This is a genomic window from Marinobacter guineae (assembly GCF_002744735.1).
Taxonomy (GTDB): domain Bacteria; phylum Pseudomonadota; class Gammaproteobacteria; order Pseudomonadales; family Oleiphilaceae; genus Marinobacter; species Marinobacter guineae.
Genome location: NZ_KZ319341.1, coordinates 521,556 through 547,633, shown reverse-complemented (window position 1 = coordinate 547,633; position 26,078 = coordinate 521,556). Strand labels below are relative to the sequence as shown.

Sequence of the window (26,078 nt, the reverse complement as noted above, 5' to 3'; positions counted from 1 at the left end):
ATGGACACTGTTAATGGCCAGTTGTCCCAACCGGCTCGTACCTGAAATTGTTTCTGCCACTCCCCTTGACTGCGTAAAGGGCCCTGTCTGCCGCCCTGACAAGATCCCCCGTCGTAAGGTCACCATGGGGCACCACCGATGAAATTCCGATGCTGATAGTCAGGAAGGGCTCGATAGGGCTGCAGTCGTGCTCAATATTTGCGGCAATGACTTGCTCCCTTATAGACGCGGCGATACCCAGGGCGTCTTCGGCGTTTGTGCCCGGGAGCACCAAAAGGAATTCCTCACCACCGTATCGTGCGGCCATGTCCGATTTCCGCTGCATGGCGCTCGCCAGGATGTCCGCAACCTGCTTCAGGGATTGGTCGCCCGCCTGATGCCCATAGCGGTCGTTGTACAGTTTGAATAAGTCGATATCGACGAGCATGACGGTGAGAGGGTCGCCGGTTCGGCAGAGTATTCCCCAGGCCTGCTCCAATTTCTTCTCGAGGGCCAGGCGGTTTGAGAGGCCGGTGAGAGGGTCGTGCTCTGACAGACGCTTCAGTTCAGCGTTGGCTGCCTGAAGGTCACTCTGGACTGCAAGCACCGTTTGATGCTTCGAGGTCAACTCGGCATTCAGCCGCAGCAATTCCGTGTTGTTATATTCAATCATCTGCAGCATGGAGTTGAATTCCCGTGACAGGGCCCCGATTTCGTCGTTGTTCCTGATACTGGCCCGGAGGGAATAATCCATGGCACTGGATATACTCGATATATCGGCCTTAAGGCTCATGATCGGCTTTACGACAATCCAGCGGAACAGTGCCAGTAGTGCCGCTGCGAGGGCAATGCACAACAGAATTAGCAGGGCGATACCGTAATAGGTAATGTCTCTGCCAAGTTCGGTGATGTTGCGGGGCAGAATGGCTGTTGCCCTCAGGGTTGGTATGCCGTCGATACTGTAGATCTTCGAGGCGGACAGTGTGCTCTGGTCAATGATTTTCAGCGAGTAGTTGTCGGGGGCAGCGGGGGCGGTGTTTTCCGAGACTGGCTCAATGCTGAAACCCTGGACAATCTGATCTGAAAGGGTGGTTATCAGCTCGTCATCCAGAAACTGGCCAAACACCACATAACCCTTGTGGGGACCAGAGCCGTCGCTCTGCACAATTGGCCGCATGGCGAATAGAACCGGGATGCCGTCCACCTGGACAACACCGCTCGTTGTCTGGTCATCAATGTCTTCTTCCGGATCAATTCGGCCAGTGAATTTGGCCGTAGCCGCCACTATGTCATCAAGGTAGGTTGCAGTCAGGTCGACGATGCTGCCGTCCGATGGGAAGTCGTACACACTGCCCCAGACCACCTCCCCGTCAAGGTTAAGAAATAGCGCAACATCGAACCCGAAGTTGAGGAAGGTGTCCGGATACAGATTGGACTCGATGTACTCCGGATCGCCGCTTTGTATGAACGAGTAGGTATCATTCCATGCCGACCAGTCGTACACCGTGAAATCAATGGTTTGTCGCTGGGTATCCAGTCGCCGGACCACCCGGTCAATGTTGTTCCTGGCGTAATCCACCTCGATTTCATGAAAGGCGGGATAGACAACGCTGCGTTGGATAAAAAAGGCCGATAATGAAAGCAAAATACCCATCAGCACAATCAATGCAGTGGTTTTTGCGGAAATCGACATGGCTTCGGCCTTGATGTGGGCGGCTGTTCCAGAGTGGGCTGGGCGCAATATGAGTGGTGAGATTGACCTGCTCAGAGTTTGAACAGTTAATTCCGGCAATGGAAGACGTCGCACAACATTTGACAGTTTGGGGCGATTGTCACCCATTGCCAGATTTGTTTGGGTGATATCTCACCCATTTTCAAGCGCTGTAGTCCAGGTTCACTCAAAAGAACTCTGTTTTTCAAGCAGTTTTCGAATTTGGTCTGCTCCTTGCCTCTATTCACGTCATCGAAGCCTGTAGCGCTTCGTGAAACACCTAACAAACATAATGAAACGGGGAGCACCCTTTATGAAAACCCAAATGGTTATGGCGGCAGCGTTCGCTTCTACTCTGGTTGCAGCCAATCCGGTTGCCGCTCAGGATCGTGAGGGCTGGCCGGACAACTTTACCGTGGGTACAGCAAGTCAGGGCGGGACCTACTTCGCCTATGGTTCTGGCTGGGCCAACTTTGTAGCCGAGAACCTGGGAGTATCCGGCGGCGCCGAGATCACCGGTGGCCCGATGCAGAACATGGCTCTGGTGCACACCGGCAACCTGCAGTTTGGTCTGACTACCATGGGCCCGGCCCGGGAATCCATGGAAGGCAACAGCCCAATAGCGCCGGGTGTGAATATGGACAACGTGTGTGCCATCTTCCCGATGTATGAGACTCCGTTCTCGGTTACAGCACTGTCTGATTCTGGCATTACCTCAATTTCTGACATTCCCGACGGTGCTACCATCGGCTTTGGCCCCGCAGGTTCCACGTCTGACACCTATTTCCCGCGCATGATGGAAACCCTGGGCGTGGATTTCGAGCGTCGTAACGGTAGCTGGTCTGACCTGGGCACCCAGTTGCAGGATGGACTGATTGATGTGGTGGCTTTTGCTGCGGGTATTCCTATCCCGGCTGTTAGTCAGCTGGAAGTTCAGACGGATGTAAACATCATCGGCATGACCGATGCGGAAGCCAAGAAGATCACTGATAACTTCCCGGTCTCCGAGTTCATCATCCCGGCGAGCACTTACCAGTCCCTGGAAAACGACTCCCGTGTGGTATCCATGTGGAACTTTTCCATCGCCAACTGCGACGTTCCGGAAAGCATGGTGTATGAAATCACCAAGCTGACCATGGAGAACAACGACAAGATGGTGTCGATCCACAAGGCAGCCACAACGTCTGTTCCGAAAAACTACACCAAGAACACTGTTCTGCCTTGGCATCCGGGTGCAGCTCGTTGGTTCAACGAAAACGGTTACGAGATTCCTGAAAGCCAGATCAAGTAACAATCCTTGTGTGTCTGGGGCCCGCTGGGCCCCAGTCGGAGGCCGGCTTAATGCCGGCCCAGTTTTCCTGTAGGCAGGGCTTATCATGACCACCGAACACTCTCCCAAGGATCCGACCCCGACGCTGTCGGATGACGATCATATTCTTGCCCACGATGTCGACGAGGAGCCGGTTGAGGCCAATCGCCGAATGTTTGATGGCTGGCTGCTGAAATTCGTTACCTTGCTGACGATCGGCTACTCATCATTCCATCTTTACTCCCTGAACATTGCCCCGATGGAAACCTGGAGTTACCGCATTGTTCATGTGGCGGGCGCGCTGGTGCTGGGCTTCATACTGTACGCAGGTGCCCGGTTTGTGTCCCCTGAAGAGGGTGGTGCACGACATAAGTGGACCACTTGGTTTGGCGGCGTCGCGCTGTTGCCGGCTCTCTATGCGCTTTATCAGACGTTTGTCTTTAACCAGTTGGTAGCCGGCGGCGCCATGCGGATTCCGCCCGAGCTGGAAACATGGCATTTTGGTTGGCCTCTGCTGGCGGCTACCGCTTTGGGTATTGTTCTGAGCTGGTTCCATCAGCGTGAACGCTCGCGGTTCAGCGTGCCCGATCTGGTGCTGATTGTGTCTTCGATCGCCGTTGCGGCTTATTTTCTGGTGGCATACAACACCAACATGCGTATGAGCACGGGCACCTCGTTTGCGCCCGTGGGTATTTCCTTTGCCGCCGTTGCCGGCACCGCCCTGATCATGGAGTTGACCCGCCGGGTCGCGGGCCTGGCGCTGGTGGTGATTGGTCTGGTTTTCCTGGTTTATGTTTTTGTCGGTCCCTATCTGCCTGGCTTCCTGGGTTTTCCGGGCTTGTCTGTGCAGCGGTTCTTCAGCCAGGTGTATACCGATGCTGGTATTCTGGGGCCCACCACAGCGGTGTCCTCAACCTACATCATTCTGTTTATTGTTTTTGCCGCCTTCCTTCAGGCGTCGAAGGTCGGTGATTACTTCGTAAACTTCGCCTTCGCAGCAGCCGGTCGCTCCCGGGGCGGCCCCGCCAAGGTAGCCATCTTTGCCTCGGGTCTGATGGGTATGATCAATGGCACCAGTGCCGGTAATGTGGTTTCCACCGGCTCGCTGACTATCCCGCTGATGAAGAAAGTGGGCTACTCCAAGAAATCCGCCGGCGCGGTCGAGGCTGCGGCATCTACCGGTGGGCAGATCATGCCACCGATCATGGGTGCGGGCGCCTTCATCATGGCGGAGATTACCGGTATTCCCTATACCGAGATTGCCATTGCGGCGATCATTCCCTCGGTACTGTACTTCGCATCAGTCTATTTCATGGTGGATTTCGAGGCCGCGAAACTGGGCATGCGCGGCATGCGCGAGGATGAGCTGCCGAAGCTTCGCAAGCTGATCAAGCAGGTTTACCTGTTCATTCCCATCATCATACTGATTTACGCCCTGTTCCAGGGGTATTCGGTAATTCGTGCAGGTACGCTGGCTACAGTGTCTGCTGCGGTAGTGAGCTGGTTAACACCCAACAAGATGGGTTTCCGCTCAATTCTGAGGGCGCTGGATATTGCATCAATGATGGCGATCCAGATTATCGTGGTGTGTGCGGCGGCCGGTGTTATTGTCGGCGTGATCTCACTGACTGGTGTCGGGGCGCGATTCTCGGTGCTGTTGCTGGATGTGGCCCAGACCAGCCAGCTGCTGGCGCTGGTTTTCGCCATGTTCATATCCATCCTGTTAGGTATGGGCATGCCTACGACGGCGGCTTACGCTGTAGCCGCGTCGGTGGTGGCGCCAGGCCTGGTGAAGTTGGGGATTGAGCCACTTACGGCGCACTTCTTCGTGTTCTACTTCGCGGTAGTATCCGCTATTACGCCGCCCGTTGCCCTGGCGTCTTACGCGGCAGCTGGTATTTCCGGGGCCAATGCCATGGAAACCTCGGTGGCCTCGTTCCGGATTGGTATTGCGGCGTTCATCGTACCCTTCATGTTCTTCTATAACAGTGCGCTGTTGATGGATGGGGACTGGTTCGTTATCGCCCGCGCCCTGGTCACTGCGACCTTTGGTGTTTATCTGCTGTCTGGCGGTGTGCTGGGCTGGTTCGGTAAGGTCAACGCCGGCTGGCCGGTTCGTATCATGCTGATTGTCTCGGCGTTGCTGATGATCGAAGGGGGGCTCTGGACGGATCTGGCGGGCGTAACCCTGGCAGTGGTCTCGTTTCTGGTCCAGCGTCAACGCAGGCTGCGTGTGGCGGCGGCAGCTGCCTGATCGTGAGCAGGACAACCTCGGTCATGAGAGGTTGTCCTGCCCGGTTCCGGGCGTTACGCTTGCGGTTTTTTCAGGGACCCGGCTTCATGTCCTACCGGATTGGCGCTTTTGTCATTTTTTGCCTGACCCTCCTGGTGTCCGGGACACTGGGAGGTTGGGTGGGCTATCGGCAGGTGGAACAGGAAAGCCTCGAGGAGTCATTCCGTTACCGCCAGCTTGTCGCCAACGAGCTGAACCGGTACCTGCCTATCCCTGAACTCATGGCTGAGCATCCCCTGCTCGAGAAGGCCCTGATAAACCCGGACGATCCGGGAGTTATTTTGCAGGCCAACGAAGAGATGCAGCGAATGGCCACGATCGTAGGCAGCTCTGATGTCTATCTGATGGATGTGACCGGCATGACCATTGCTGCCAACAACTATCTGCAGGAAGACAGCTTCGTAGGTAGCAACTACGCTTTTCGCCCATACTTTTCAGAGGCTCTGGCAACCCGGGATTCGGCCATCTATTTTGCCCTTGGGCTGATGTCGAATGTGCGTGGCCTGTATTTTTCCCACCCGGTTCTGAATAGCCAGGGCGTGGTTCTGGGCGTCATTGCAGTCAAAGTCCTTGTGCATGAGCTGGAGTCCCAGTGGCACCGCCCTGCGTCGTTAAGTGAAGCGGAAATGGTGGTGCTGGACCGGGCCGGTATCAGCTTTCTTGCCAGTAAGCCACGCTGGCTTTATCGGGACTTCGAACCCTATTCCGGCACCACACCGGAGGCCGAATCCTACCAACGCTATCCGGACAGGGACCTGACGCCCATCAACATGGGGCGGCTGGGGCGTCCCTGGGGCGTGTCTGACCGGTCTGAAAAAATCCATCTGGTTGGGAGTGACGCTGGCGGGAATTATCTGAGTGTCCGTACCGATCTGCCGAGGCTGGATTGGACGCTGCAGGTAATGGTGAGCACCCGCTCCGTTATCTGGACCCGGCTGGCCTTTCTGGTCGGTGGTGCCGCATTGTTTTTCGGAGGTTTGCTGACCTGGCTCTATCTCCGGGAGCGCTATCGCCGGGAGGCCGAGCTGGCGTTGAGGGGAGAGCAGCTGGAACGGAGGGTGGCCGAACGCACCGCCGATCTGGAGAGCTCTAATCGCAAGCTACTGGAAGAGATTCGCGAGCGTGAGCGCACCCAGAGCGAACTCCGGGAAACCCAGCAGGAGCTGATTCAGGCAGCCAAGCTGGCTGTTCTGGGGCAAATGTCGGCGGGCCTGAACCATGAAATGAACCAGCCGCTGACTGCTATCCAGACCTATGCAAGAAACAGCCGCCGTTTCCTTGAGAAAGGTGCGCAAGACATGGTCGACGCCAACCTGTCCGAGATTATCGCGCTGTGTGACAAGATGGCTGAGCTGACGAGGCAGTTCAAGGTGTTTGCCCGCAAATCCGAGGGGCCCCCTGCGGTGGTGGATTTGCGGCAGCCCGTGGATGCGTCCCTCAAGATCATCGCTGCCCAGACATCCAGTGCTGATATCGACATTCAGTGGAACCGGCCGGAACACCCCGTGATGTGCCATGGTGACCTGATCCGCATTGAGCAGGTGATGGTAAACCTGATGGCCAATGCGGTACAGGCGGTGGAGGAATCGCAGCATCCGCAGGTCCGGATTGATATTGAGGAAACCGATGACTGCTGGAAATGCCTGGTGCGCGATAACGGGCCGGGCCTACAGGGCAATACCGAACAGATCTTTGAGCCGTTTTTCACCACCAAATCGGTGAAACAGGGGCTGGGCCTCGGGCTTTCAATCTCACGACAGATTGTCGATGCCCTCGGCGGCAGCCTCACAGGCCGGAACCGGATCGACGGCCCGGGTGCCGAATTTGTGTTAACCCTCAGGAAGCGGGAGGCCACGGAATGACAGAACCTTCGGTAATCTTTGTGGATGATGATCCCCATATCCGCCAGGCCATTGCCCAGACACTGACTCTGGAGGACCTGCCGGTCAGCTGTTTTGAAGGCGCGCCTTCCGCTCTCGGACACATCAGTGCCGACTATGAGGGCGTTGTCCTGTGTGATTACAACATGCCGGAGATGAACGGCCTGGACATGCTGGAACGGATCCGGGCAGTGGATGAGGCCATCCCGGTGATCATCCTGACCGGCCAGGGCGATATCAGCACCGCCGTAACCGCCATGCAGCAGGGCGCCTACGATTTCATAGAAAAGCCTTTTGATCACGACGAGTTGATCGAACTGCTGCGGCATGCCCTGGAAAAGCGCCACCTGGCGCTCGAGAACCGGCGCCTGAAAGCTCAGTTGCGCCATCTGGCGAGGCCCGGCCCCCGGATTCTGGGGGATTCACCGTCAATGCAGAAAGTGATGGCGACCATTGATCCGATCCTGGACATATCCGCCAATATCCTGCTGCATGGCGAAACCGGCTCCGGTAAGGACGCGCTGGCCAGATATATTCACGAAAACAGTGCCCGAAGCGCCCACAACTTTGTCGCCATCAATTGCGGTGCGGTTCCGGAGAACCTGATCGAGAGCGAGCTGTTCGGCCACGAGGCCGGCGCCTTCACCGGCGCGGACAAACGCCGCATCGGAAAAATCGAGCACGCTCACAAGGGCACCCTGTTTCTGGATGAGGTCGAGAGCATGCCCATGCCGCTGCAGGTAAAGCTGTTGCGGGTGCTGGAGGAGCAGCGGGTGGAACGTCTGGGTAGCAATCAGGTGCAGGAGGTGGATGTTCGCATCATCGCGGCCACCAAGGCGGACCTGAAAAAGCTCAGTGAGGAGGGCGACTTTCGTCCTGATCTCTATTACCGGCTGAACGTTGTGAAGGTGGACATACCGCCCTTGCGGGAGCGCAAGGACGATATCCCGACCCTGTTTCACCACTTTGTACTGATCGCTGCCGCCCGGTATGACCGGGAGAGTATTCCCCTGAATGCAGGCCAGGCAGCGCGCCTGATGCAGCACACATGGCCCGGTAATGTCCGTGAGCTCAGGAATCTCGCCGAACGCTATGTTTTGCTGGGGCTGGCGGCGTTGAATGAAAACGAACCATTGGCCACCGACAATGTGGCAGGCCGGCAGACCCTCGCCGAGATGATGGATGGGTTCGAGCGTTCGGCTATTATCAGTGCCCTGAATACCTGCCACGGCAGCATCAAGGACACCATGGTACAGCTCGGTATCGCCCGCAAAACGCTGTACGACAAGATGCGTAAACATGGCCTGGATAAGGCGCAGTTCAAGGACTGATTCAGCGGGGTGCTGTTACAGACCGTATACAAAGTTCACAGTATCCTAGATGCAAATTTACCTACCTATTAGGTAGTATCCTGGCCTTTCCTGAACAGTCGGAGCTTCCGACCATTTCCCGCAACAGCCAGAAGATCTACCCCACATGAAGAACCTGACCATCCAGACACGGGTGCTGCTACTGGCGCTCGTTCCAGTGATCGCGCTTACTGCTTTTCTGACAACGTTCAATCTGAACCAGGCTCGCGATATTGGCGAGGAGGCCGTGACTGGTTTTTCGTCCGATATGGAAAAAAGCAAACGACAGGAGCTGAAAAACTACATGGCGCTGGCGCGCTCGTCGATTGAGCACCTTTACCAGCAACCTGGTTCTGCGAATGATCCCGAAGTAAGGGAGCGAGCGTGGGAAATTCTGCGACAGCTGCGTTTCGATGATTCCGGTAGTGTCGGATATTTTTTTGCCTCTGAGACTGACGGCAAGAATGTAATGCACGGCGTAAACCAGTCTGTGGAAGGTAAAAATACATGGGATTTCAAGGACCCTAATGGCATTTACTTTATCCGTGAGCTGGTGAAAGCAGCACGAAACGGCGGTGGCTATGTCTCTTACAGCTGGAAGAATGCTGACACGGGTGAGGTCGCCCCGAAACTGGGCTACGCCGAGATGCTGCCACAATGGGATATCATAATTGGTACCGGCTTCTGGGTGGACGGTCTGGAGAACCAGGTAGCCGCCATGGGTGACAAGGTGGGCGAGTCGCTCGGCGATGCACTCGTCGGTTCCGTGACCACATCTATGATTGCGCTGGCAATCATTGTGTTTCTGGCCCTGATCGTAGTGCGGAGCATCATTCGGCCGTTGAAGTCGGCTGTTGCCGCTATGAATGGCATTGCCAGTGGTGATGGTGATCTCACACGGCGCCTTGAGGTCCACGGCAAGGACGAACTTAGCCAGCTGGCCACCGCATTTAACAGCTTTGCAGACCAGGTGCACGGTCTCGTGGAACGGGTATTGTCTTCTACTCGTACCCTGAACGAAGCGACTGCTGATCTGAGTCAGGTCATGGATGAGGCGGAGCAGGGAGTTGAACGGCAGAAATCCGAGAGCGACCAGGTGGCAACGGCCATGAATGAGATGACCGCCGCCGCCCAGGAAGTCGCCGGCAATGCCAGTGAGGCATCCGAAGCTGCTGACCATGCCAACGGCCAGGTCTGTGATGCCCAGGGCTTGGTGCATCAGGCCATTGGCGTTATTGGCGGGCTTTCCGAGCAGGTAGAAGAGGGTGTTCAGGTCATTGAGAGGCTGGGTGCTGATTCCCGCCGGATTGACAGTGTGCTGGAGGTGATCCGTGAGATCGCCGACCAGACCAACCTGTTGGCACTGAACGCGGCCATCGAAGCGGCCCGGGCCGGTGATGCCGGTCGTGGCTTTGCGGTTGTAGCGGATGAGGTGCGCACGCTTGCCCGTCGCACACAGCAGAGCACCCAGGAAATCCAGGATATGATCGAGCGCCTCCAGACTGGCGCGGGCAATGCTGTGAAACTAATTGGCTCAATCAGCGAGCGCAGCGAGGCGACCGTAGAAGAAACCCGTCGGGTGAACGAAGCCCTGCAGCGTATTGGCCAGGCCGTGGCTACCATCACGGATATGAACACCCAGATTGCCAGTGCTGCGGAAGAGCAGACCAGTGTGTCTGAAACCATCAACCGGAACGTGCATGAGATTGTCGCCATTACTGAGCAGACCGCCCAGGGAACCCGGCGTGCGGGTGATGCCACCCAGCGCCTGAGGAACCTGGCTTCCGACATGTCGGAACAGGTGAGTCGTTATCGAGTGTGATCCCGGTGGGCTGAACAAGAGGGGCAGAACTGCGGTTTTGCCCCTCTTTTTTGCCAACCTCTAATTTTCAGCCAGCAGGTCAGAGATTAGCCTCGGCAAATTCCGCCAGTACCGAGCGTGGAACGCCCTGCAGGTGAATGTGGCCGCCGTGGCGGAAGCCCTTGAAGCGTTCCGTCATGTAAGTGAGGCCTGAACTCAGGGCGCTCAGGTAGGGGGTGTCGATCTGTGCCAGGTTGCCCAGGCAGATCACCTTGGAGCCGTTCCCAGCCCGGGTAATGATGGTCTTGATCTGGTGCGGCGTCAGGTTCTGCGACTCATCAATGATGATCAGGCTATGCTGGAAGCTGCGGCCGCGGATGTAGTTCATGGACTTGAAGTGCAGGGGCACCTTGCTGAGGATGTAGTCCACACTGGCGGTCATGTTCTCGTCGTCTTCGTGCAGCGCTTCCAGGTTGTCCACAATGGCACCGAGCCAGGGTTCCATCTTCTCGGCCTCGGTACCAGGCAGGAAACCGATGTCCTCGTCCAGCCCCTGGGTGGAGCGGGTGGCGATAATGCGCTTGTACAGTTTGCTGGCGACCGTCATCTCGATACAGGCGGCCAGCGCCAGGATGGTTTTACCGGAGCCGGCGGAGCCGGTGAGGTTGACCAGATGGATGTCCGGGTCCAGCAGCAGGTTCAGGGCCATGGCCTGATAGATATCCCGGGGGACCAGGCCCCAGACCTCCTCGTTCATCAGGTCGTGCTGGTGCAGGTCCTTGATGATGATCTGGGTGTCGGTCAGGTCCAACACCTGGCCGACAAAGCCGAGCTCGTCCACCACAAATTCGTTGATGTTGAGCCTGGCCAGTTCCCCCTCCCGCTTGAGGATGTGTTCGGTGCTGCCTTCGCGCTGAACGGTTTCGACTTTCTCGATGGTGTCCCAGAACGAATTGGGAAATTCCCGGTATCCTTTGGGCAGCAGGTCGATGTCATCAAGCAGCTGGTCGTTGTGATAGTCCTGGGCTTCCACCCCGAAGCCGCGCGCTTTCAGGCGCATGTTGATGTCTTTGGACACCAGGATGATATCCCGGGATTTATGCCGGTTCTGCAGTGCGGCCAGGGTGTTGATGATCTTGTTGTCGTTGAGGTGCTCCGGGAGGGAGTGATCGCCCGTCTCTTTCGTGCTCATCAGGATCGACAGGCTGCCCAGGGGTGCGGCCTTTCTGCCCCTTACGATGGGAACGCCTTTCTCGATTTCCTTCGGACTGGCATCGCCCAGCAGTTTGTCGATGTTACGGATGGCCTGGCGACAGTCTGCGGCCACGGCCTGTTTGCCGGATTTGAGGCTGTCGAGTTCTTCGAGGACCGTCATCGGGATGATGACATCGTGTTCTTCAAAGTTCAGGAGGGCGTTCGGGTCGTGAATCAGGACATTGGTGTCGAGGACGTACATCTTTCGGCGAGCTTGCGGTGCTCTGGGCATAGGTGGCGCTACCTCTCTGGTGGCTCAGTCGTTACGGGCGCAGCGTTGCGTGAGTTCCTCATCCGAGATCACTTTCAGCATATCGTAAGTGGTTACGATGCCTGTAATTTTTGAATCCCTGGTGACAAATATCCGGTGCAGGTGCTCGCGCATCATGATATTCGCAATGTCGCGCACCGGCGTCGTCTCGTCAACTGATAATACGATGGGCGTCATGATATCCCGCACTTCAACCGGCACCTTGCCCATCTCTTCAAAGATAACCATGCGCAGCTGGCGGGCTGCCTGACGTTCCTCGGGCGTCAAGTGCCGGTCAGCATCGGACCGTGTGGCGTTCCAGCGAAACTCGGTGATGTCCTTCAGGGTGGCGATACCGACAATCTCGCCGTGGTCATCGGTTACGGGGCTGCCGGTTATTTCGTTGTCGGTGAGAAAACGAGCAAGCCGGTCCATTGTCCAGGATTGCGGAACGGCTTTGATACTCGGTGTCATGATCTCGTAAGCGAGAACGGTCATTAAATGGGGCCTGCCTTATGAAGTCCTTTTCCAAAGCTTAGCGCGTGATACCTTTTGCGTCATCCTTTCTGGGATCTGACGGCTCAGGGGTTTGACCGGCTGAGCCCAGCCAGTTCGCCGCCTTCGCCGTAAATCAGCTGATATCCCTGATACTTTTCCAGGTTAGCCACCCGCTCCAGTTCTTCCATGGATTGCAGGGGGATATCCACCACCAGCGAATTGACCAGCCAGCCGGGCAATGAACCGTTGGGGTCGGTATGCTGAACCCACAACATCCGGGTCTTGTCGCCCTCCGGGGTGAACCGGTACAGGGTGTCGGAACGGTCAACCCGAACCCGGCTGCTGCTCTCCGCCCGCTGATTCGGGGTGGCGTTCAGGTCCATGACAACTTCTCCGGAAGACCGGTCACCCCGGGTCCGGATGCGCAGTACATAGTCCCTGTCGGTCACGGGCCAGGGCATATCGTTCACGGAGTAGGCGTACCGATCATGGAAGCCACCGTTACCAAAGGCATAGGATTCGATGCAGTTGTGGACCCACTCGACACAGGAGCCGGGGCTCGCCATCACCGCCATCAGGTTTTCGATGGGGGCATCGAGTACACCGACGGCCTTGAAAGCCTTGAAGCTGGAGCCTGGCTGCTCGATGGTATAGATACGGATGTGGTCTGTTTCCTTGCGCAGCGTCCATCCCTCGTCGCTTTCGGGCGGCAGTTCCGCCCGGGCCGTGGCGGCCGCAAGGGCCGATACCAGGAACGCACAGACAAGCCCGCTGATGACAGAGGCCCAGCCCGCAATGCCATGGGCTCTGGTCTTTCTCATAAGGTACACTTCCTTGATGATGGTGGGCCGAGTCTAGCATGAGGTTCTGACCGGCACGGCCACGGAAACAGGGGATTGTGAACCAGGTAACTACCTGTTGGTCACGTCCTTCAAATTGGCCTGATCTGACGATGACTATGACAACAACAAAGCTGATCAATGCGAAAGGACAGGTTGCTCCGGGTGTTCTGGATGAACCGGTTGAGGAGATTAACTATCTGGATTACGACCTGCGTACGGTGATGGATCGCCGGCGTTCCCGCCTGGCCCGGCGCTGGCGGTTCAACCAGTTCCAGTTTGTCAGTGCCATGGGCCCCGGGTGGGTATTTGGCCTGGCGGTGGTCGATCTGAAACTGCTCGGAAACGGCTTCTTCTATCTTTACGATTTCGAGACCGGCCAGATGATGGAGCAGACGTTTCTGCAGCCCCTGGCCCGGGAAACCCGAATTGAACCCTTTCCCGAGCATGGTACAGCGTCTTTCGGCAAGGGCGACGTTATCATGCGGATTCTCCCTTTTGCAGGTGGCCGCAATATTTCGGTATCGGCTCCCGGTGGTATCCGGATCGACCTGACCCTGAAGGAGGACCGGGACCCTCTCCGCCTGGTTTGCCCGGCCGGTTATAACGGCTGGGTTTTTACCCGAAAATCGGCAGGATTGCCGGTTGAGGGGGAGGTGCGTTGGGATCACCGCATCTGGCGTTGCGATGAGGCGACCCGGGGATCCATCGACTGGAGTTGCGGCTTCATGCGCCGGGAGACGGCGTGGAACTGGGCCTGTCTGGCCGGCTTGTTACAGGATGGCCGGTCCCTGGGGCTGAACCTGGCCGCAGGCGTGAACGAGACCGGTATGACTGAAAACGCGCTCTGGCTGGATGGCAAGTGCCACAGGCTCGGCGCCGCTCAATTCCGATTCGATCGATATCAGCCAGGCAACGACTGGCACGTGACCACTGAAGATGGTCGCGTTGATCTGCACTTCGTTCCGGCCGGTGTGCGCAAGGAGAAGCTGAATGCCCTGGTGCTGGCTTCCAATTTTCGCCAGTACGTAGGCACGTTTAACGGAACGGTGACCGATGAGGCAGGCACCAGCATTACCGTAAAGGGCCTACGGGGGGTGGTGGAGGATCATTTTGCCCGGTGGTAGGAAGCCACCTGCCCCGGTCAGGGCAGGTGCTCGGGGTTATCGCTCGGGTAGCGTGACGTTCAGCTCCAGGATGGAACAGCTTTCGTTGCGGTCAACTTCCACCTGAACCATGTCGTCGCTGATCTGAACGTACTTGCGAATCACCGCGAGAAGTTCCTGTTGCAGCTGTGGTAGGTAATCCGGCTGGTCACGCTGGCCTCGTTCATGGGCGACGATGATCTGCAGCCGTTCTTTGGCGACGTTGGCCGTGTTATTACTCTTTTTGCCTTTGAAGTAATCCAGGAAACTCATCCCTTAGCCTCCCTTGAACATCCGTGAGAAGAAACCCTTTTTCTGGGAGGTCATGAAACGGTGTTCCCGTTCCTCGCCCAGCAGGCGTGCTACTGCGTCTTCATAGGCCTGGCCGGCATCGCTGTCCTCTTCCAGAATAACCGGCACGCCCTGGTTGGAGGCGTTCAGCACAATCTGACTTTCCGGGATCACGCCCAGCAGCGGAATGGCGAGAATTTCCTCGACGTCGGCCACCGACAGCATCTCGCCCCTTTCCACACGAGCAGGGTTGTAGCGGGTGAGCAGCAGGTGTTCTTTCACCGGATCCTGGCTCATTTCGGCCCGCCGGGATTTGCTTTGCAGAATACCCAGAATGCGATCCGAGTCCCGGACCGAGGACACTTCCGGGTTGGTGACCACCACCGCCTCGTCGGCATAGTACAGGGCCATCATGGCGCCGTGTTCGATGCCAGCCGGAGAGTCACAGACGATGTAGTCAAACGTCTCGGACAGCTCGTTAATGACTTTTTCAACGCCTTCCTTGGTGAGGGCTTCTTTCTCCCGGGTCTGGGACGCGGGGAGGATATACAACGTGTTGACCCGTTTGTCCCGAATCAGCGCCTGGTTGAGCGACGCCTCGCCCTGAATGACGTTAACAAAATCGTACACGACGCGGCGCTCGCAGTTCATGATCAGGTCAAGGTTGCGCAGGCCCACATCGAAATCAATAACGACGGTTTTGTGGCCTCGTTTGGCAAGGCCGGTGCTGATCGAGGCGCTGGTGGTGGTTTTACCAACGCCGCCTTTTCCTGAGGTAACGACAATGATTCTAGCCAAGGTTCTGTTCCTGTTTCGCGGTGGATTCGTCGTGTCTGCCGAATTATCCGGTCAAATTATTGTATTCAGCTCCAATATCAGGCCTTGTCCAGTGGTGTCACCACCAGCAGGTCGTCCCTGAGCTGGATCTGCACAGCGCTTTTCCAGCCATTCTCCTGAAGATCTTCAGAGATTTTATAGTGTCCCGCAATGGACACAAGCTCTGCCTCCAGGGATTGGCAAAATATCCGCGCGGACTCCGCCCCGTGGATGCCTGCCAATGCCCGGCCCCGTAGCGGGCCGTAAACGTGAATGTTGCCTGCCGCAAGTACTTCGGCGCCGGCCTGGACCGGCGCCAGAATCACCAGGTCGCCGTCCGGCGCGTGGATTTGCTGGCCAGAGCGGACGGGCTGGCTGATGATACGTGCGGGAGGCGGATCACCGGCGCCGGCCGAAGGAGGCTGGGCAACCGCTGTCTCTGCTTCCGGAGCGGCGGGTTGATCGGTTTCGTGGGTCCGGTCCCGCTGGCCACTGCCGGGCAGGAGTGCCAGGGCCGCGCCGCGGGCCAGCCGGCGCTGGTCTTCATTGCCGCCCCGGACGCCGATCACGTGGATGTGATTGCGCCGGCAGGTGCCAATAATCTTGAAGAAGTCGAGTTCACTGTCCAGCCCCTGGTACTTTTCCAGGCTGATGATCAGTGGCGTGTCCTTGAAAAATCCCGGCGCCTGGCTGATCTTGTCCCGCAGGACTTCCTCGAACTCACCGTCGTCAAAATAATAGAGCTCCAGGGCAGTCATGGACACGCTGGCGCTTTTTAGCTGAAAACCCTGTTTTACCCCGGAGGTGGCGGTATCGCTCATGAATGAGTCTCTTCCCTGGTGGTGTTCTCTGATGGATTGGCGCGCTGCCGGAGCGGGACACCGTCAAATCGGATACCGGACCAGCCGGTGCTGATGAACTGGCGGATATTGCCGTGGCTTTCGCCGGCCGGGTCATCCAGCACCTGCTGGTAGTGCTGGGCAAACAGTTTCAGTGTATCGGGCTCACTGAGGTTGCAGTACTGGCCAAGGCCAAAGATCCGGCAGGATCCGGCGTTCTCGCCGGCGGCGTTGACCACGTGGCCATTCCGGAAGCCGCAGGGCTGATACTCAAAGTGCCGCTCGATCAGCGCAAGAGAATCCTCGAAACTGGCATGGCCAGCTTCCAGGGATGCCAGGTGGATTCTCACAGCATCGTTGACATTCATTACTTGTGGTCCTGCTTCGGGCCGGTCTGGTATAGGGCTTTCCAGTCCTCGTAGGGCATCCCGTAAATTTCTTCCCGGGCTTGCGGGTCTGAAATCTCGAAGCCTCGCTCGTCAGCCTCGGCCCGATACCATTTGGACAGGCAGTTGCGGCAGAAACCGGCCAGGTTCATCAGGTCGATGTTCTGGACCTCGGTATTGTCGCGCAGGTGCTTGACCAGCCGACGGAATGCCGCGGCTTCAATTTCGGTGCGTTCTGTTTCGGGAATCGGGTTGCTCATAGGGGGCCTCGCAATGGTTTGTACGCCGATTATCAGGGTTCCTGACATTCTCTGCATGTTAGCTTAAGATACAAGGCTGTATAAATGTACAGAATCTCGACGCGAGCCGCCTGATTATGCCACAACGCAAGATCATCCATGTGGATTGTGACTGCTTCTACGCGGCGGTGGAAATGCGGGACGATCCCAGCCTGCGGGATGTTCCGCTGGCGGTGGGTGGCGACGGAGGCCGGGGGGTGGTGACCACCTGCAACTACAAGGCCCGTGCTTTCGGGGTGCGCTCGGCCATGCCCGGCAGTGAGGCACGGCGGCTTTGCCCGGGGCTGGTGACGGTGCCGCCGGATATGGGGAGGTATCGGGCGGTATCGCAGCAAGTGATGGCCATACTGAGAGAACTGACAGATCTGGTGGAACCCCTGTCCCTGGATGAGGCTTTTCTCGATGTGTCAGATATTTCCGAGTACAAGGGCAGTGCCACGCTGATGGCCCGTCACCTCCGCGAGCGGGTGCGCTCGGAGGTGGGTATTACCATCTCCGCCGGTGTCGCGCCTAACAAGTTTCTTGCCAAGATCGCCAGTGACTGGGAAAAGCCCGACGGATTGTTTGTCATTCGGCCCGAAGATATAGAAGGGTTTGTCCGGCAACTCCCGGTTGAAAAACTGTTCGGGGTTGGCCAGGTGACCGCAGCAAAATTGCATGCCCTGGGTGTTCAGACCTGTGGTGACATGCAGGCCCTCGGAGCGGATGTATTGATTGAGCGCTTCGGTAAGCAGGGGTACCGGTTGCATGAAATGGCCCATGGTCGGGATGAGCGAGCGGTGGTGGTGTCGCGGATCGCAAAATCGGTGAGCGTTGAAAAGACGTTTTCCCAGGACCTGCCGGACATGGCAGCCTGCGAAACGGTCATGGCATCCCTGGTGGCTGACCTGAACCTGAGGCTGTCCCGCAAGGCTCGCCAGAAGCCCATCCACAAGCTTTTTATCAAGATCCGGTACAGCGATTTCTCGACCCATACCCTGGAGAGGGTCCGGGAGCATGTCAGGGAGCCTGCGCTGGAAGATTACCTGCCTCTGCTTACTGAACTGGTGACCAACCGGGAGCGACCGGTGCGCTTACTGGGGCTGGGAGTGCGCTTTCGCAATGATGACGCACCGGTTACCCAGCTGCGTCTGTTCGATTAGAAGGGGCTGCCAAAGAGCATTCTTAAGTCTGCGTACAGGAGGACCATGGCTGCGTAGCCCATCAGCCCACCGACCAGGGCACCTGCGAGGACGTCGCTAGGGTAGTGAAGCCCGAGAATCACTCGCGAAGCGGCAACGCTGAGGGTGAACGGCAGAACAAGCAATGCCAGGGCCGGTTCTGCCAGGGCCAGCATCACCTGAAAGCAGACTGCGTGGAGGGTGTGGCCGGAGGGGAAGCTGTAACGGTCCAGCGGCGGCGTGCCGCAATTGATTGCAGGAAACGAGATAAACGGGCGTTCCCGGATCAGCCATCGCTTAAGCAGCTTGTAGGCGAGGGTGCAGGTAAGCCCGGTCAATGCCATAAGCAGTGCCAGGCCGGGTCCCGATATAGGGTAGATGAAGGGAATGGACAGAATCAGGGCGTACCAGAACCAGCCGTCTCCAAGGCGGCTGACCAGCCGGAAGTAGCCCAGGGCTGCCCGGAAACGGACGGCGCGGTTGATGGACTGGCAGAATGCGTATTCCCGCTGGTCTGCCAGTTCAAAGAAGCGAGACGCTTTGCTTGTTGATGCCATGGTATCCGGCCTGTGCGGTTTGATTGAAAACCAGTTGTTCAAACTGTTCGATTTGCGAGTTCCAGCTCAGTTCCAGGGCATCGAGCCGGGCCTGGGCCCGGACCCGGTTCAGCAGTGTCGGCTGGTCGGCCAGCCGGAGCGCACTGTCAACATAGGCTTCGTCCTGATCCAGAGGCACCTTCATGCCATTTTCTTCGTGCCGGATATGCTCGGCCGCCGCAGCATCATCGAAAGCAACCACGCCAAGGCCACTGGCCATGGCTTCGAGGACCACGTTGCCGAAGGTGTCGGTTTTGCTCGGGAACAGGAACAGGTCGCCGGAGGCGAAGTGTCGGGCAAGGTCGTTGCCCCGCTGGGGGCCACAAAAAATGTAATCCGGGTGGCGCTCGGCCAGTTGCCGCCGAAGGGGGCCATCTCCCACCAGCACAAATTTTGCCTGGGGATGAAGCCCCCGGATGCGCTCGAAGCAGGCAACCGCCATGCGAAGGTTTTTCTCCGGTGCCAGCCGGCCGACATAAAGGATGGCACGGTCGTTGGCTTGCAGCCCCCAGGATTCCCGCAGGACGTTATCCCGTTTGTGGGGGGTGAAGCGGTGACAGTCGACACCCCGGCTCCAAAGTCCTGTTGCCGGAATGCCCATGGCAACGGTTTTCTGCTGCATTCGCCGGGTTGGTACCAGGGTAATGGCAGTGCGGTTGTGGAACCACCGTCCATATAGACACAGCAGCCGTTCGAGCATGCCAACACCGTAATAGTGGCTGTAACTGTGGAAGTTGGTATGGAATCCTGAGCTTACCGGGACGCCCAGTTGCCGTGCCGCAGATGTGGCGGCCACACCCAGCGGGCCCTGGGTTGCTACGTAAACGGCGTCGGGGCGGTCGGCCGTCCAGAGCTTTTTCAGGCGGTTGCTGCGCACGAGCCCGAAGCGCAGATCCGCGTAGCCGGGCAGGGGGAGTCCGGTCACCACATGTTCGCGAGTAAACAGGGCCTCGCCAGCGCTGGCGAAATGGCCTTTGCTCTCATGTTGCTGTCGTGGCCGTATAACGGTTACCCGGTGCCCGCGCTGCATCAGCCCCTGGCACAGATGCCTGAGTGTATTTGCCACGCCATTGATTTCCGGCGGAAAAGTCTCCGAAACAATGGTAATGTGTTGGTGGCGCCGGCTGGCCTGCATGGACTCGGTCACGGTCACGGTGTTTCCTGTGTTTCCTCGGACATGCCTCTACTATGGAAACCTGGCATGACAGTTATGCGACACTCCCGTGACATTCCCTTTACCCGTTAACCGCACCAACTCGGAGACGATATGCAAACACGAAAGCTTGGAAAGACGGATATCGACGTTACCCTGATCTGCCTGGGCACCATGACCTGGGGCGAGCAGAACACCGAGCAGGAGGCCTTCGAGCAACTGGATTACGCCGTGGCCGAAGGCATTAACTTCATTGATGCCGCGGAGATGTACCCGGTGCCTCCCAGGGCCGAGACCCAGGGGCTCACCGAAACCTATCTGGGCAACTGGCTGGCCAGGAGGGGCCAGCGGGATGATCTGGTGATTGCGTCCAAGGTGGCCGGGCCTGGTAATGGGCTGGCCTACCTCCGTAATGGTCCGCGCCTGACCCGCGACCATATTGTCGAAGCCTGCGACGCCAGCCTGAAGCGTCTGCAGACCGATTACATCGATCTGTACCAGGTGCACTGGCCTGACCGCAGCACGAACTTTTTCGGTAAGCTCGGTTATGAACACAACCCCGATGAGAATTTCACGCCAATCGAAGAAACCCTTGAGGCGCTGGACGGGTTGGTGAAGGCGGGGAAAGTTCGGCATATCGGCCTATCCAATGAAACGCCCTGGGGCACCATGGAATATCTGCGCCTGGCCCAGGAGAGAGAGTGGCCACGGGTGGCCAGTATCCAGAACCCCTACAATCTCCTGAACCGCTCGTTCGAGGTAGGTATGGCGGAAATTGCCCATCGGGAACAGGCGGGTTTGCTGGCCTATTCGCCGCTGGCCTTTGGCATGTTGTCTGGCAAGTACCTGGGCGGCAAGTGGCCGGAAAAAGCGCGCATGACCCTGTATGAGCGATTCAGCCGGTACACCGGTAGCCGTGGCATGGAGGCCACCCGGGCCTATGTCGAGCTTGCGAAGGAGCACGGGTTGTCGCCAGTTCAGATGGCGCTCGCCTATGTTAACAGCCGCAGTTTTGTCACCAGTAACATCATCGGTGCCACGTCCATGGCGCAGCTGCGTGAGAACATTGGTTCCGCAAGAGTCACCCTGAGCCCTGAGTTGCAGGAAGCCATTGAGGCGATTCACCAGGAATTTACCTACCCCTGTCCCTGAGATTCTTCTGGCATAAGGGATGCAGCCCTGTTCATCCAACGGGTCGGGCGGGGCTGCAGTTACAGTCTGAAATATCGGGGATTATTTTTTGACAGAAACGAGCTGATCTGGTGACAAAAAGACGGCGTATTTGTGTGCAGATTCACATCTTTCTGGCGCTGAACCTTTAGACTTTAGCCATAGGTATCCGTAGACTCCCGTCCCGGAAAAAAGGTCTCAGTCAGCGTCATGATTATTCGCATCTTTGTTGCATTACTCGCTCTAAATCTCGTCGCTTTCGTCGTTCGCGCCGAAGCTTCCGGGCGTGTGTTTGAAGAAGTCGAAAATGCCCCGACGACCGAAGAAATTTATGAGCTGCAGGAGCGGATGTCCGGCGATTTCGAGAATGACAGCTCCGAGGCCTTTACCGAAATTGGCTCACGCCTGCTGAGCCTCACACTGACCCGTTCAGAGAGTTCCGGGAAGCGCTATGCGTCTGATCCGGCCCAGGCCGACCACGGCATTGCGTTGCTGAACGAGGGCGCCTGCCTGAACCTGAAATGGAACTTCTGAGCGCTTTCTTTCTCCTGCCTTGAATCCGTCGTTATCGGGGTTTCCGCGCCCATCTGTCACCGCCACTGCCTGCTGCAAACCCCGGAATCATGATCTGGCGCATTGTCAGTGCCGGAAGCTCGTGTGATTATCCCTCTGGTGACATCCGGTTTAGCCAATAAGGAGCTTGGTAATGGCAGGGGAAAGAGGGCAGGTATCTAACGATGTGAACGCCTGTGTTGATGAGGTGATTCGCCGGGTTGGCAAGAACATCACGCTGGGGTTGCCTCTGGGGCTGGGGAAGCCCGTCCGGTTTGTTAACGCGCTTTACCAGCGGGCCAAAGATGACCCCGAAATCCGCTTGCACATTGTCACTGCGCTTTCGCTTCTGGCCCCGAAAGGCGGTTCATCACTGGAGCAGCGCTTCCTGGGGCCATTCGTGGAGCGCCTGTACGGCGCCATTCCGGAACTGGCCTATGCCCGGGACGTATCGTCAAATCGTCTGCCAGAAAACGTCCAGGTCTCCGAGTTTTTCTTCAAGGCCGGGAGTTACCTCAACAATCGTTCCCAGCAGCGCCATTACGTTTGCACCAATTACACCCATGCTGTCCGTGACCTGATGGCTGTGGGTGTCAATGTGGTCGCACAGATGGTGGCGCCGGGCGAAGCTCACGGCCAACCCGGGCAGGTCAGTCTGAGCTGTAATCCGGACCTGACGCTGGACCTGATCCCACTGCTTCGGGAGCGTGAAGACGCGGGTACGCCCGTGGCACTGGTCGCAGAGATGAACCGGAATCTGCCATGGTTCGGGCACGATGCCGCCATCGGGGCAGATCGTTTTGATATTGTGCTTGATCAGCCCTCCAGCGATCACCCGCTGTTTTCGGCGCCCCAGATGTCGGTGAGCCCGGAAGATCATCTGATCGGTTTTTATGCCAGCGCCTTGCTGAAAGACGGTGGCACCCTTCAGGTCGGCATCGGTTCACTGGGTGCTGCCCTGGTCCACAGTGCCATTCTCAGACATAAGCACAACGATGCCTGGCGCGCTGTGTTTGACCACCTTCGGGTTGATGAGCATTTCCCTCTGGTCAGCGAAGCCGGCGGTACCGGTCCGTTTGAGCAGGGGCTGTATGGCTGTAGCGAGATGATGGTCGATGGCTTTCTCTATCTGATGGAGCAAGGCATTCTGCGTCGCGAAGTCTATGATCATGCAGGTCTGCAGTCCCTGATCAATAATGGGGAAATTGCAGAGCAGGTGTCGCTGGCCACTCTGGATGTGTTGCGCCGGGAGAAGTTGATCGACAGTCCGTTGCGGGCCCGGGACGTGCGCTGGCTGATTCGTTACGGAATTTTCAGGGGCGCCGTGGAATTCAAGGGCGGCCGGCTGCGTGCCGGCGATCAGTCCGTTGAGGGCGATCTGGACAATTCCGAAGCGCGGGAAGCCATTGAAACGCTGGTGTTGGGAGACCGGCTCACCGGTGGCATCGCCATGCATGGTGGCTTCTATGTGGGCCCGGAAAGGTTCTACCAGTCCCTCAGGGAATTGTCGGACGAGCAGCGTGCCAGAATCTGCATGACCAGCGTGAATTTCATCAATCACCTCTATGATCACCGGTTTGGCGATCAGAAGCTGAAGGTGGCACAGCGGGTTCATGGCCGTTTTATTAATTCGGCGATGATGTACACCCTGAATGGTGCCGGCGTGTCGGATGGCCTGGAAGATGGTCGGGTTGTCAGTGGTGTAGGCGGCCAATACAACTTCGTAGCCATGGCTCACGAACTGCCGGGGGCCCGTTCCATACTTACGCTGCGCAGCACCAGGCAGTCCCACGGCAAGGTGTTGTCGAACATTGTATTCAACTATGGCCACTGCACCATTCCGCGCCACCTCCGGGATATTGTGATAACCGAATACGGTATTGCGGATCTTCGAGGGCAGTCCGATGAGCAAGTATTCCTGAGGCTGATCCGCATTGCCGACTCCCGGTTCCAGCAGGAGCTTCTGAAAAAGGCCCAGAAGGTGGGCAAGGTGGATCCCGCCTTCAAATTGCCGGACTCCTGGTGCAACAACACCCCCGCAGCGATCCGTAGCGCGATGTCGGTGACCGGCGATGCTGGCCTGTTCCCGCCATTTCCGTTTGGCCGGGATTTCACTGATGAAGAACTGACGTTAGGGAAAGCCCTTAAGGGGCTAAAGGCCGCAACGGCTACTCGCCGTGGTAAACTGGCGACCCTGTGGCAGGCCCTCCGGGCCCGGGACGACGAAGGCCGTTATGAAGCCCTGCTAGAGCGCATGGGGCTGTCTGGCCCTTCGGGATTGCGGGAAAAGCTGGATCAGCGACTGGTTATTCATGGTCTGCAACAGCTCGAATCACCACCGGATACAGGAAACTCGAAAACCTGATGACAGCTTCACAAGCAAGACCCGACGTTTTTACTATCCACTATGTGCTGAAGAACAAGATCGGCGAGCTGGTTGATACTTCCGAGGGCAGTGAGCCTCTTCATTTTGTCTACGGCAGCCCCGAGATTATTGAGGGTATCCAGCAAGCCGTGAAGGACCGCAACGTGGGCGACTGCCTTGAGGTGACGGTGCCTCCGGCGATGGCCTATGGCGAACATAAGCCGGAGCTGGTGCGCAAGGTGCCGCGTTCGTTGTTTGAAGGGATTGAAAACCTGCAGGTTGGCATGAAGTTTCAGACCAACACCGGGGATGAAGCGCAAATCGTGCAGGTAGTCGGTATCGATGGCAACCTGGTCAGGGTTGATGCCAACCACCCGCTGGCGGGCTTTACCCTGTACTTTGATCTGGAGATTGTCGGCCGCCGTGAAGCGACGGAAGACGAGGTGGCTCAGGGTCGCCCGTTGTTCTGATTGGGCAGTCTTCGCCCTGGTCCAGTTCGCCCCTGTGGATGCGGGCGAGTCCGTCCAGTATCAGCTCACGGAGCTGGCGGGTAAGATCGCCGGCTCCGGTTTCAACCGCCGGACTTATGGGGCTATGGAAAATAATGTCGACCCTCGCCGACGGCTGACGGAGCATTCTCAGCAGGTGTGTGTGAAATTCATCGTCACCAATGAACGGGGCCAGATGGTCCGGCCGCCCCGCGCGACGGTAACTGATGGTGACTGGCTGAACGGGTGTATTGCTGTCCGGGCCGGCTTTCAGCAGTAGCCCGTGGAAAGGCAGTACGGTCAGCCCGGCACTGGTTGTGCCTTCCGGGAAAACCAGAACGGACTCTCCCGCTCCCAGGTTTTCCATGATCTGGTTGCGGACCCGCCTGGCCTGACCACCGCCACGCTTGATGAAGAGCGTGCCCGCCTGTCTGGCGAGCCAGCCGATCAACGGCCACTGACCAACCTCCGCTTTGGACAGGAACCGGACCTGTGCCAGGCTGCCCAGAATTGGAATATCCGACCAGCTTATGTGATTGCTGACAAACAGAACGGTGCTGTCTGAGGGTGAGCCGTGCTGGTGTATGTCCAATCCCAGGCAGCGACAAGCCCACCGGAAGCAGAATCCTGCCCAGGGCGTCCGGTCGATGGTTTTCCCGGTGACCATTTCAGTGAGTCGCAATCCCGCAGCCAGCATCGTGGTCGCTGCCAGAAAAGCAACAAAACTGGTGAGGCGGCCGCCCAGTCGAATCCAGCCCATCCCTTAACCTCCCCGGAATTCCGGATTCAGGATGCAGTGCGCATGAAGTGCCGGCTGTAGCGGCCGGCCAGTTTGCTGACTTCCAGCACAACCAGAAGGTCAGCACAACGAAATTCCGGATCCCAGCAAGGTTCACCGCAGACTCTCGCACCCAGGCGCATGTAAGCGCGAATAAGGGCAGGTACGTCAACCGGGCGGTCATTGTCCCGGGTGTGGGTCAGGTGCGGTAGCTCCCGGAGCGGTTTGACCAGAAACTCCGGATCGGCCAGGTATTCCTTCTGGAGATGGCGGGCAATGCGCCAGGCTTTCAGGCCGCCGTCGGACATACCGATGCTGGCGCAGCCGATCATGTAGTCCACATCCCGTTCAACCAGATATTCGGCGACGGCGGACCAGAGCAGGCTGATGGTAGCGCCGTTACGGTAGTCCGGATGGACACAGGTGCGTCCCAGTTCGGCGATCGTCCCCGGCAGTTTTTCCAGGGCGCTCAGGTCGAACTCGCCCGCCGAGTAAAAGCCGCCAGCGGCCCGGGTGTTTGCCTGGTGCAGGATCCGGGTAGTTGCCACCAGTTCGCCGGAATCCAGATCTGTCACAATGAGGTGGTCGCACACAGTGTCGAACGCGTCTTTATCGATTCCCGGCGTTTCCGCGCCCAGGTCACTTCCATACTCTTCCGAGAATACCCGATAGCGCAGTCGCTGCGCCGCTTCTACCAGATCGGGGCACCGGGTCATGTCGGTTTTCAGCCGACGGGCACTGCGGCGGGCTTTCGCGGTTTGTGTGGTCATGGCATGGTCTCTTTTGTTTCCATTTCCCGACAAGCCTATGAAGCCGGTGTGACACATCAGTGACCACGAGGTGACGTGTCTATGACATCGCAGGGCAAACTGACTTC

General features: G+C 57.8%; 24 protein-coding genes. 11 read left to right on the top strand and 13 right to left on the bottom strand.

Going from position 1 to position 26,078, the window contains the following annotated elements; translation table 11 throughout:
* Nucleotides 1-10 precede the first annotated feature (10 nt).
* Nucleotides 11-1,672 carry a sensor domain-containing diguanylate cyclase gene (locus CLH62_RS16885; protein ID WP_170005820.1) on the bottom strand — a complete coding sequence of 554 codons (1,662 nt, stop codon included), beginning with the start codon at nt 1,670-1,672 and terminating at the stop codon, nt 11-13.
* 331 nt (nt 1,673-2,003) lie between these two features.
* Here CLH62_RS16885 and CLH62_RS16880 point away from each other — a divergent pair, with 331 nt between their 5' ends.
* The 5 genes from CLH62_RS16880 to CLH62_RS16860 all read left to right on the top strand — a co-directional run bounded on the left by CLH62_RS16880 (nt 2,004) and on the right by CLH62_RS16860 (nt 10,343).
* Nucleotides 2,004-2,981 carry a TAXI family TRAP transporter solute-binding subunit gene (locus CLH62_RS16880; protein WP_099619345.1) on the top strand — a complete coding sequence of 326 codons (978 nt, stop codon included), beginning with the start codon at nt 2,004-2,006 and terminating at the stop codon, nt 2,979-2,981.
* An 85-nt stretch (nt 2,982-3,066) separates the two neighbouring features.
* Nucleotides 3,067-5,253 carry a TRAP transporter permease gene (locus CLH62_RS16875; RefSeq protein WP_099619344.1) on the top strand — a complete coding sequence of 729 codons (2,187 nt, stop codon included), beginning with the start codon at nt 3,067-3,069 and terminating at the stop codon, nt 5,251-5,253.
* 86 nt (nt 5,254-5,339) lie between these two features.
* Nucleotides 5,340-7,154 carry a sensor histidine kinase gene (locus CLH62_RS16870; protein ID WP_099619343.1) on the top strand — a complete coding sequence of 605 codons (1,815 nt, stop codon included), beginning with the start codon at nt 5,340-5,342 and terminating at the stop codon, nt 7,152-7,154.
* A complete protein-coding gene (locus CLH62_RS16865) occupies nt 7,151-8,503 on the top strand; it encodes a sigma-54-dependent transcriptional regulator (protein ID WP_099619342.1) in 1,353 nt (450 codons plus the stop codon). The genes CLH62_RS16870 and CLH62_RS16865 overlap by 4 nt, the downstream gene beginning before the upstream one ends.
* A gap of 145 nt (nt 8,504-8,648) precedes the next feature.
* A complete protein-coding gene (locus tag CLH62_RS16860; RefSeq protein WP_099619341.1) occupies nt 8,649-10,343 on the top strand; it encodes a methyl-accepting chemotaxis protein in 1,695 nt (564 codons plus the stop codon).
* Nucleotides 10,344-10,422: 79 nt separating this feature from the next.
* Here the strand turns inward: CLH62_RS16860 and CLH62_RS16855 are convergent, their stop codons facing one another.
* From CLH62_RS16855 to CLH62_RS16845, 3 genes are all read right to left on the bottom strand, one after another.
* Nucleotides 10,423-11,808, bottom strand: a complete 1,386-nt coding sequence (locus CLH62_RS16855; protein ID WP_211285815.1) for a PhoH family protein — start codon at nt 11,806-11,808, stop codon at nt 10,423-10,425.
* Nucleotides 11,809-11,832: 24 nt separating this feature from the next.
* A complete protein-coding gene (locus CLH62_RS16850) occupies nt 11,833-12,324 on the bottom strand; it encodes a CBS domain-containing protein (RefSeq protein ID WP_099619339.1) in 492 nt (163 codons plus the stop codon).
* A gap of 83 nt (nt 12,325-12,407) precedes the next feature.
* Entirely contained in the window at nt 12,408-13,145 is a 738-nt protein-coding gene (locus CLH62_RS16845) for an START domain-containing protein (RefSeq protein WP_099619338.1), read from the bottom strand.
* A 137-nt stretch (nt 13,146-13,282) separates the two neighbouring features.
* On the opposite strand from CLH62_RS16845, the gene CLH62_RS16840 reads away from it, so the two are divergent.
* Nucleotides 13,283-14,290, top strand: coding sequence for a DUF2804 domain-containing protein (locus CLH62_RS16840; protein ID WP_099619512.1), 1,008 nt, complete (start codon nt 13,283-13,285; stop codon nt 14,288-14,290).
* A gap of 36 nt (nt 14,291-14,326) precedes the next feature.
* Here the strand turns inward: CLH62_RS16840 and minE are convergent, their stop codons facing one another.
* From minE to CLH62_RS16815, 5 genes are all read right to left on the bottom strand, one after another.
* A complete protein-coding gene (minE, locus tag CLH62_RS16835) occupies nt 14,327-14,581 on the bottom strand; it encodes a cell division topological specificity factor MinE (protein WP_099619337.1) in 255 nt (84 codons plus the stop codon).
* Between the two features lie 3 nt (nt 14,582-14,584).
* Nucleotides 14,585-15,397 (bottom strand): septum site-determining protein MinD, encoded by an 813-nt coding sequence (gene minD, locus CLH62_RS16830; protein ID WP_099619336.1) that lies wholly within the window; start codon nt 15,395-15,397, stop codon nt 14,585-14,587.
* Between the two features lie 77 nt (nt 15,398-15,474).
* Entirely contained in the window at nt 15,475-16,236 is a 762-nt protein-coding gene (gene minC, locus CLH62_RS16825) for a septum site-determining protein MinC (protein WP_099619335.1), read from the bottom strand.
* Complete coding sequence (locus tag CLH62_RS16820; RefSeq protein ID WP_099619334.1) at nt 16,233-16,622, bottom strand: HopJ type III effector protein; 390 nt, start codon at nt 16,620-16,622, stop codon at nt 16,233-16,235. Before CLH62_RS16820 ends, minC begins: the two co-directional genes overlap by 4 nt.
* Nucleotides 16,622-16,900, bottom strand: a complete 279-nt coding sequence (locus CLH62_RS16815) for a DUF1244 domain-containing protein (protein ID WP_099619333.1) — start codon at nt 16,898-16,900, stop codon at nt 16,622-16,624. Before CLH62_RS16815 ends, CLH62_RS16820 begins: the two co-directional genes overlap by 1 nt.
* Before the next feature lie 116 nt (nt 16,901-17,016).
* Here CLH62_RS16815 and dinB point away from each other — a divergent pair, with 116 nt between their 5' ends.
* On the top strand, nt 17,017-18,081 hold the full coding sequence (gene dinB, locus CLH62_RS16810; RefSeq protein WP_099619332.1) for a DNA polymerase IV: 1,065 nt from the start codon (nt 17,017-17,019) through the stop codon (nt 18,079-18,081).
* On the opposite strand, the gene CLH62_RS16805 is transcribed toward dinB, so the two are convergent.
* Both CLH62_RS16805 and CLH62_RS16800 read right to left on the bottom strand, forming a co-directional pair.
* A complete protein-coding gene (locus CLH62_RS16805; protein WP_099619331.1) occupies nt 18,078-18,656 on the bottom strand; it encodes a phosphatase PAP2 family protein in 579 nt (192 codons plus the stop codon). The two genes, dinB and CLH62_RS16805, sit on opposite strands and share 4 nt — an antisense overlap.
* Nucleotides 18,622-19,830 (bottom strand): glycosyltransferase family 4 protein, encoded by a 1,209-nt coding sequence (locus CLH62_RS16800; protein WP_099619511.1) that lies wholly within the window; start codon nt 19,828-19,830, stop codon nt 18,622-18,624. The genes CLH62_RS16805 and CLH62_RS16800 overlap by 35 nt, the downstream gene beginning before the upstream one ends.
* Before the next feature lie 132 nt (nt 19,831-19,962).
* On the opposite strand from CLH62_RS16800, the gene CLH62_RS16795 reads away from it, so the two are divergent.
* From CLH62_RS16795 to CLH62_RS16780, 4 genes are all read left to right on the top strand, one after another.
* Nucleotides 19,963-21,000: an NADP(H)-dependent aldo-keto reductase gene (locus CLH62_RS16795; RefSeq protein WP_099619330.1), complete on the top strand. Its 1,038-nt coding sequence runs from the start codon at nt 19,963-19,965 to the stop codon at nt 20,998-21,000.
* A gap of 228 nt (nt 21,001-21,228) precedes the next feature.
* Entirely contained in the window at nt 21,229-21,552 is a 324-nt protein-coding gene (locus tag CLH62_RS16790) for a hypothetical protein (RefSeq protein WP_099619329.1), read from the top strand.
* Nucleotides 21,553-21,724: 172 nt separating this feature from the next.
* Nucleotides 21,725-23,935 (top strand): acetyl-CoA hydrolase/transferase C-terminal domain-containing protein, encoded by a 2,211-nt coding sequence (locus tag CLH62_RS16785; protein WP_099619328.1) that lies wholly within the window; start codon nt 21,725-21,727, stop codon nt 23,933-23,935.
* Entirely contained in the window at nt 23,935-24,405 is a 471-nt protein-coding gene (locus tag CLH62_RS16780; RefSeq protein ID WP_099619327.1) for an FKBP-type peptidyl-prolyl cis-trans isomerase, read from the top strand. Before CLH62_RS16785 ends, CLH62_RS16780 begins: the two co-directional genes overlap by 1 nt.
* Here the strand turns inward: CLH62_RS16780 and CLH62_RS16775 are convergent.
* Together CLH62_RS16775 and CLH62_RS16770 are read right to left on the bottom strand one after the other, a co-directional pair.
* A complete protein-coding gene (locus CLH62_RS16775) occupies nt 24,323-25,183 on the bottom strand; it encodes a lysophospholipid acyltransferase family protein (RefSeq protein WP_099619326.1) in 861 nt (286 codons plus the stop codon). The two genes, CLH62_RS16780 and CLH62_RS16775, sit on opposite strands and share 83 nt — an antisense overlap.
* A 26-nt stretch (nt 25,184-25,209) precedes the next feature.
* A complete protein-coding gene (locus tag CLH62_RS16770; protein WP_099619325.1) occupies nt 25,210-25,971 on the bottom strand; it encodes a GNAT family N-acetyltransferase in 762 nt (253 codons plus the stop codon).
* Between the last annotated feature and the right edge of the window lie 107 nt (nt 25,972-26,078).

Coding starts and splice junctions, on each gene's coding strand:
- CLH62_RS16885 (WP_170005820.1), bottom strand. CDS start 1,672: ATGTCGATTTCCGCAAAAACCACTGCATTGATTGTGCTGATGGGTATT.
- CLH62_RS16880 (WP_099619345.1), top strand. CDS start 2,004: ATGAAAACCCAAATGGTTATGGCGGCAGCGTTCGCTTCTACTCTGGTT.
- CLH62_RS16875 (WP_099619344.1), top strand. CDS start 3,067: ATGACCACCGAACACTCTCCCAAGGATCCGACCCCGACGCTGTCGGAT.
- CLH62_RS16870 (WP_099619343.1), top strand. CDS start 5,340: ATGTCCTACCGGATTGGCGCTTTTGTCATTTTTTGCCTGACCCTCCTG.
- CLH62_RS16865 (WP_099619342.1), top strand. CDS start 7,151: ATGACAGAACCTTCGGTAATCTTTGTGGATGATGATCCCCATATCCGC.
- CLH62_RS16860 (WP_099619341.1), top strand. CDS start 8,649: ATGAAGAACCTGACCATCCAGACACGGGTGCTGCTACTGGCGCTCGTT.
- CLH62_RS16855 (WP_211285815.1), bottom strand. CDS start 11,808: ATGCCCAGAGCACCGCAAGCTCGCCGAAAGATGTACGTCCTCGACACC.
- CLH62_RS16850 (WP_099619339.1), bottom strand. CDS start 12,324: ATGACCGTTCTCGCTTACGAGATCATGACACCGAGTATCAAAGCCGTT.
- CLH62_RS16845 (WP_099619338.1), bottom strand. CDS start 13,145: ATGAGAAAGACCAGAGCCCATGGCATTGCGGGCTGGGCCTCTGTCATC.
- CLH62_RS16840 (WP_099619512.1), top strand. CDS start 13,283: ATGACAACAACAAAGCTGATCAATGCGAAAGGACAGGTTGCTCCGGGT.
- minE (WP_099619337.1), bottom strand. CDS start 14,581: ATGAGTTTCCTGGATTACTTCAAAGGCAAAAAGAGTAATAACACGGCC.
- minC (WP_099619335.1), bottom strand. CDS start 16,236: ATGAGCGATACCGCCACCTCCGGGGTAAAACAGGGTTTTCAGCTAAAA.
- CLH62_RS16820 (WP_099619334.1), bottom strand. CDS start 16,622: ATGAATGTCAACGATGCTGTGAGAATCCACCTGGCATCCCTGGAAGCT.
- CLH62_RS16815 (WP_099619333.1), bottom strand. CDS start 16,900: ATGAGCAACCCGATTCCCGAAACAGAACGCACCGAAATTGAAGCCGCG.
- dinB (WP_099619332.1), top strand. CDS start 17,017: ATGCCACAACGCAAGATCATCCATGTGGATTGTGACTGCTTCTACGCG.
- CLH62_RS16805 (WP_099619331.1), bottom strand. CDS start 18,656: ATGGCATCAACAAGCAAAGCGTCTCGCTTCTTTGAACTGGCAGACCAG.
- CLH62_RS16800 (WP_099619511.1), bottom strand. CDS start 19,830: ATGCAGGCCAGCCGGCGCCACCAACACATTACCATTGTTTCGGAGACT.
- CLH62_RS16795 (WP_099619330.1), top strand. CDS start 19,963: ATGCAAACACGAAAGCTTGGAAAGACGGATATCGACGTTACCCTGATC.
- CLH62_RS16790 (WP_099619329.1), top strand. CDS start 21,229: ATGATTATTCGCATCTTTGTTGCATTACTCGCTCTAAATCTCGTCGCT.
- CLH62_RS16785 (WP_099619328.1), top strand. CDS start 21,725: ATGGCAGGGGAAAGAGGGCAGGTATCTAACGATGTGAACGCCTGTGTT.
- CLH62_RS16780 (WP_099619327.1), top strand. CDS start 23,935: ATGACAGCTTCACAAGCAAGACCCGACGTTTTTACTATCCACTATGTG.
- CLH62_RS16775 (WP_099619326.1), bottom strand. CDS start 25,183: ATGGGCTGGATTCGACTGGGCGGCCGCCTCACCAGTTTTGTTGCTTTT.
- CLH62_RS16770 (WP_099619325.1), bottom strand. CDS start 25,971: ATGACCACACAAACCGCGAAAGCCCGCCGCAGTGCCCGTCGGCTGAAA.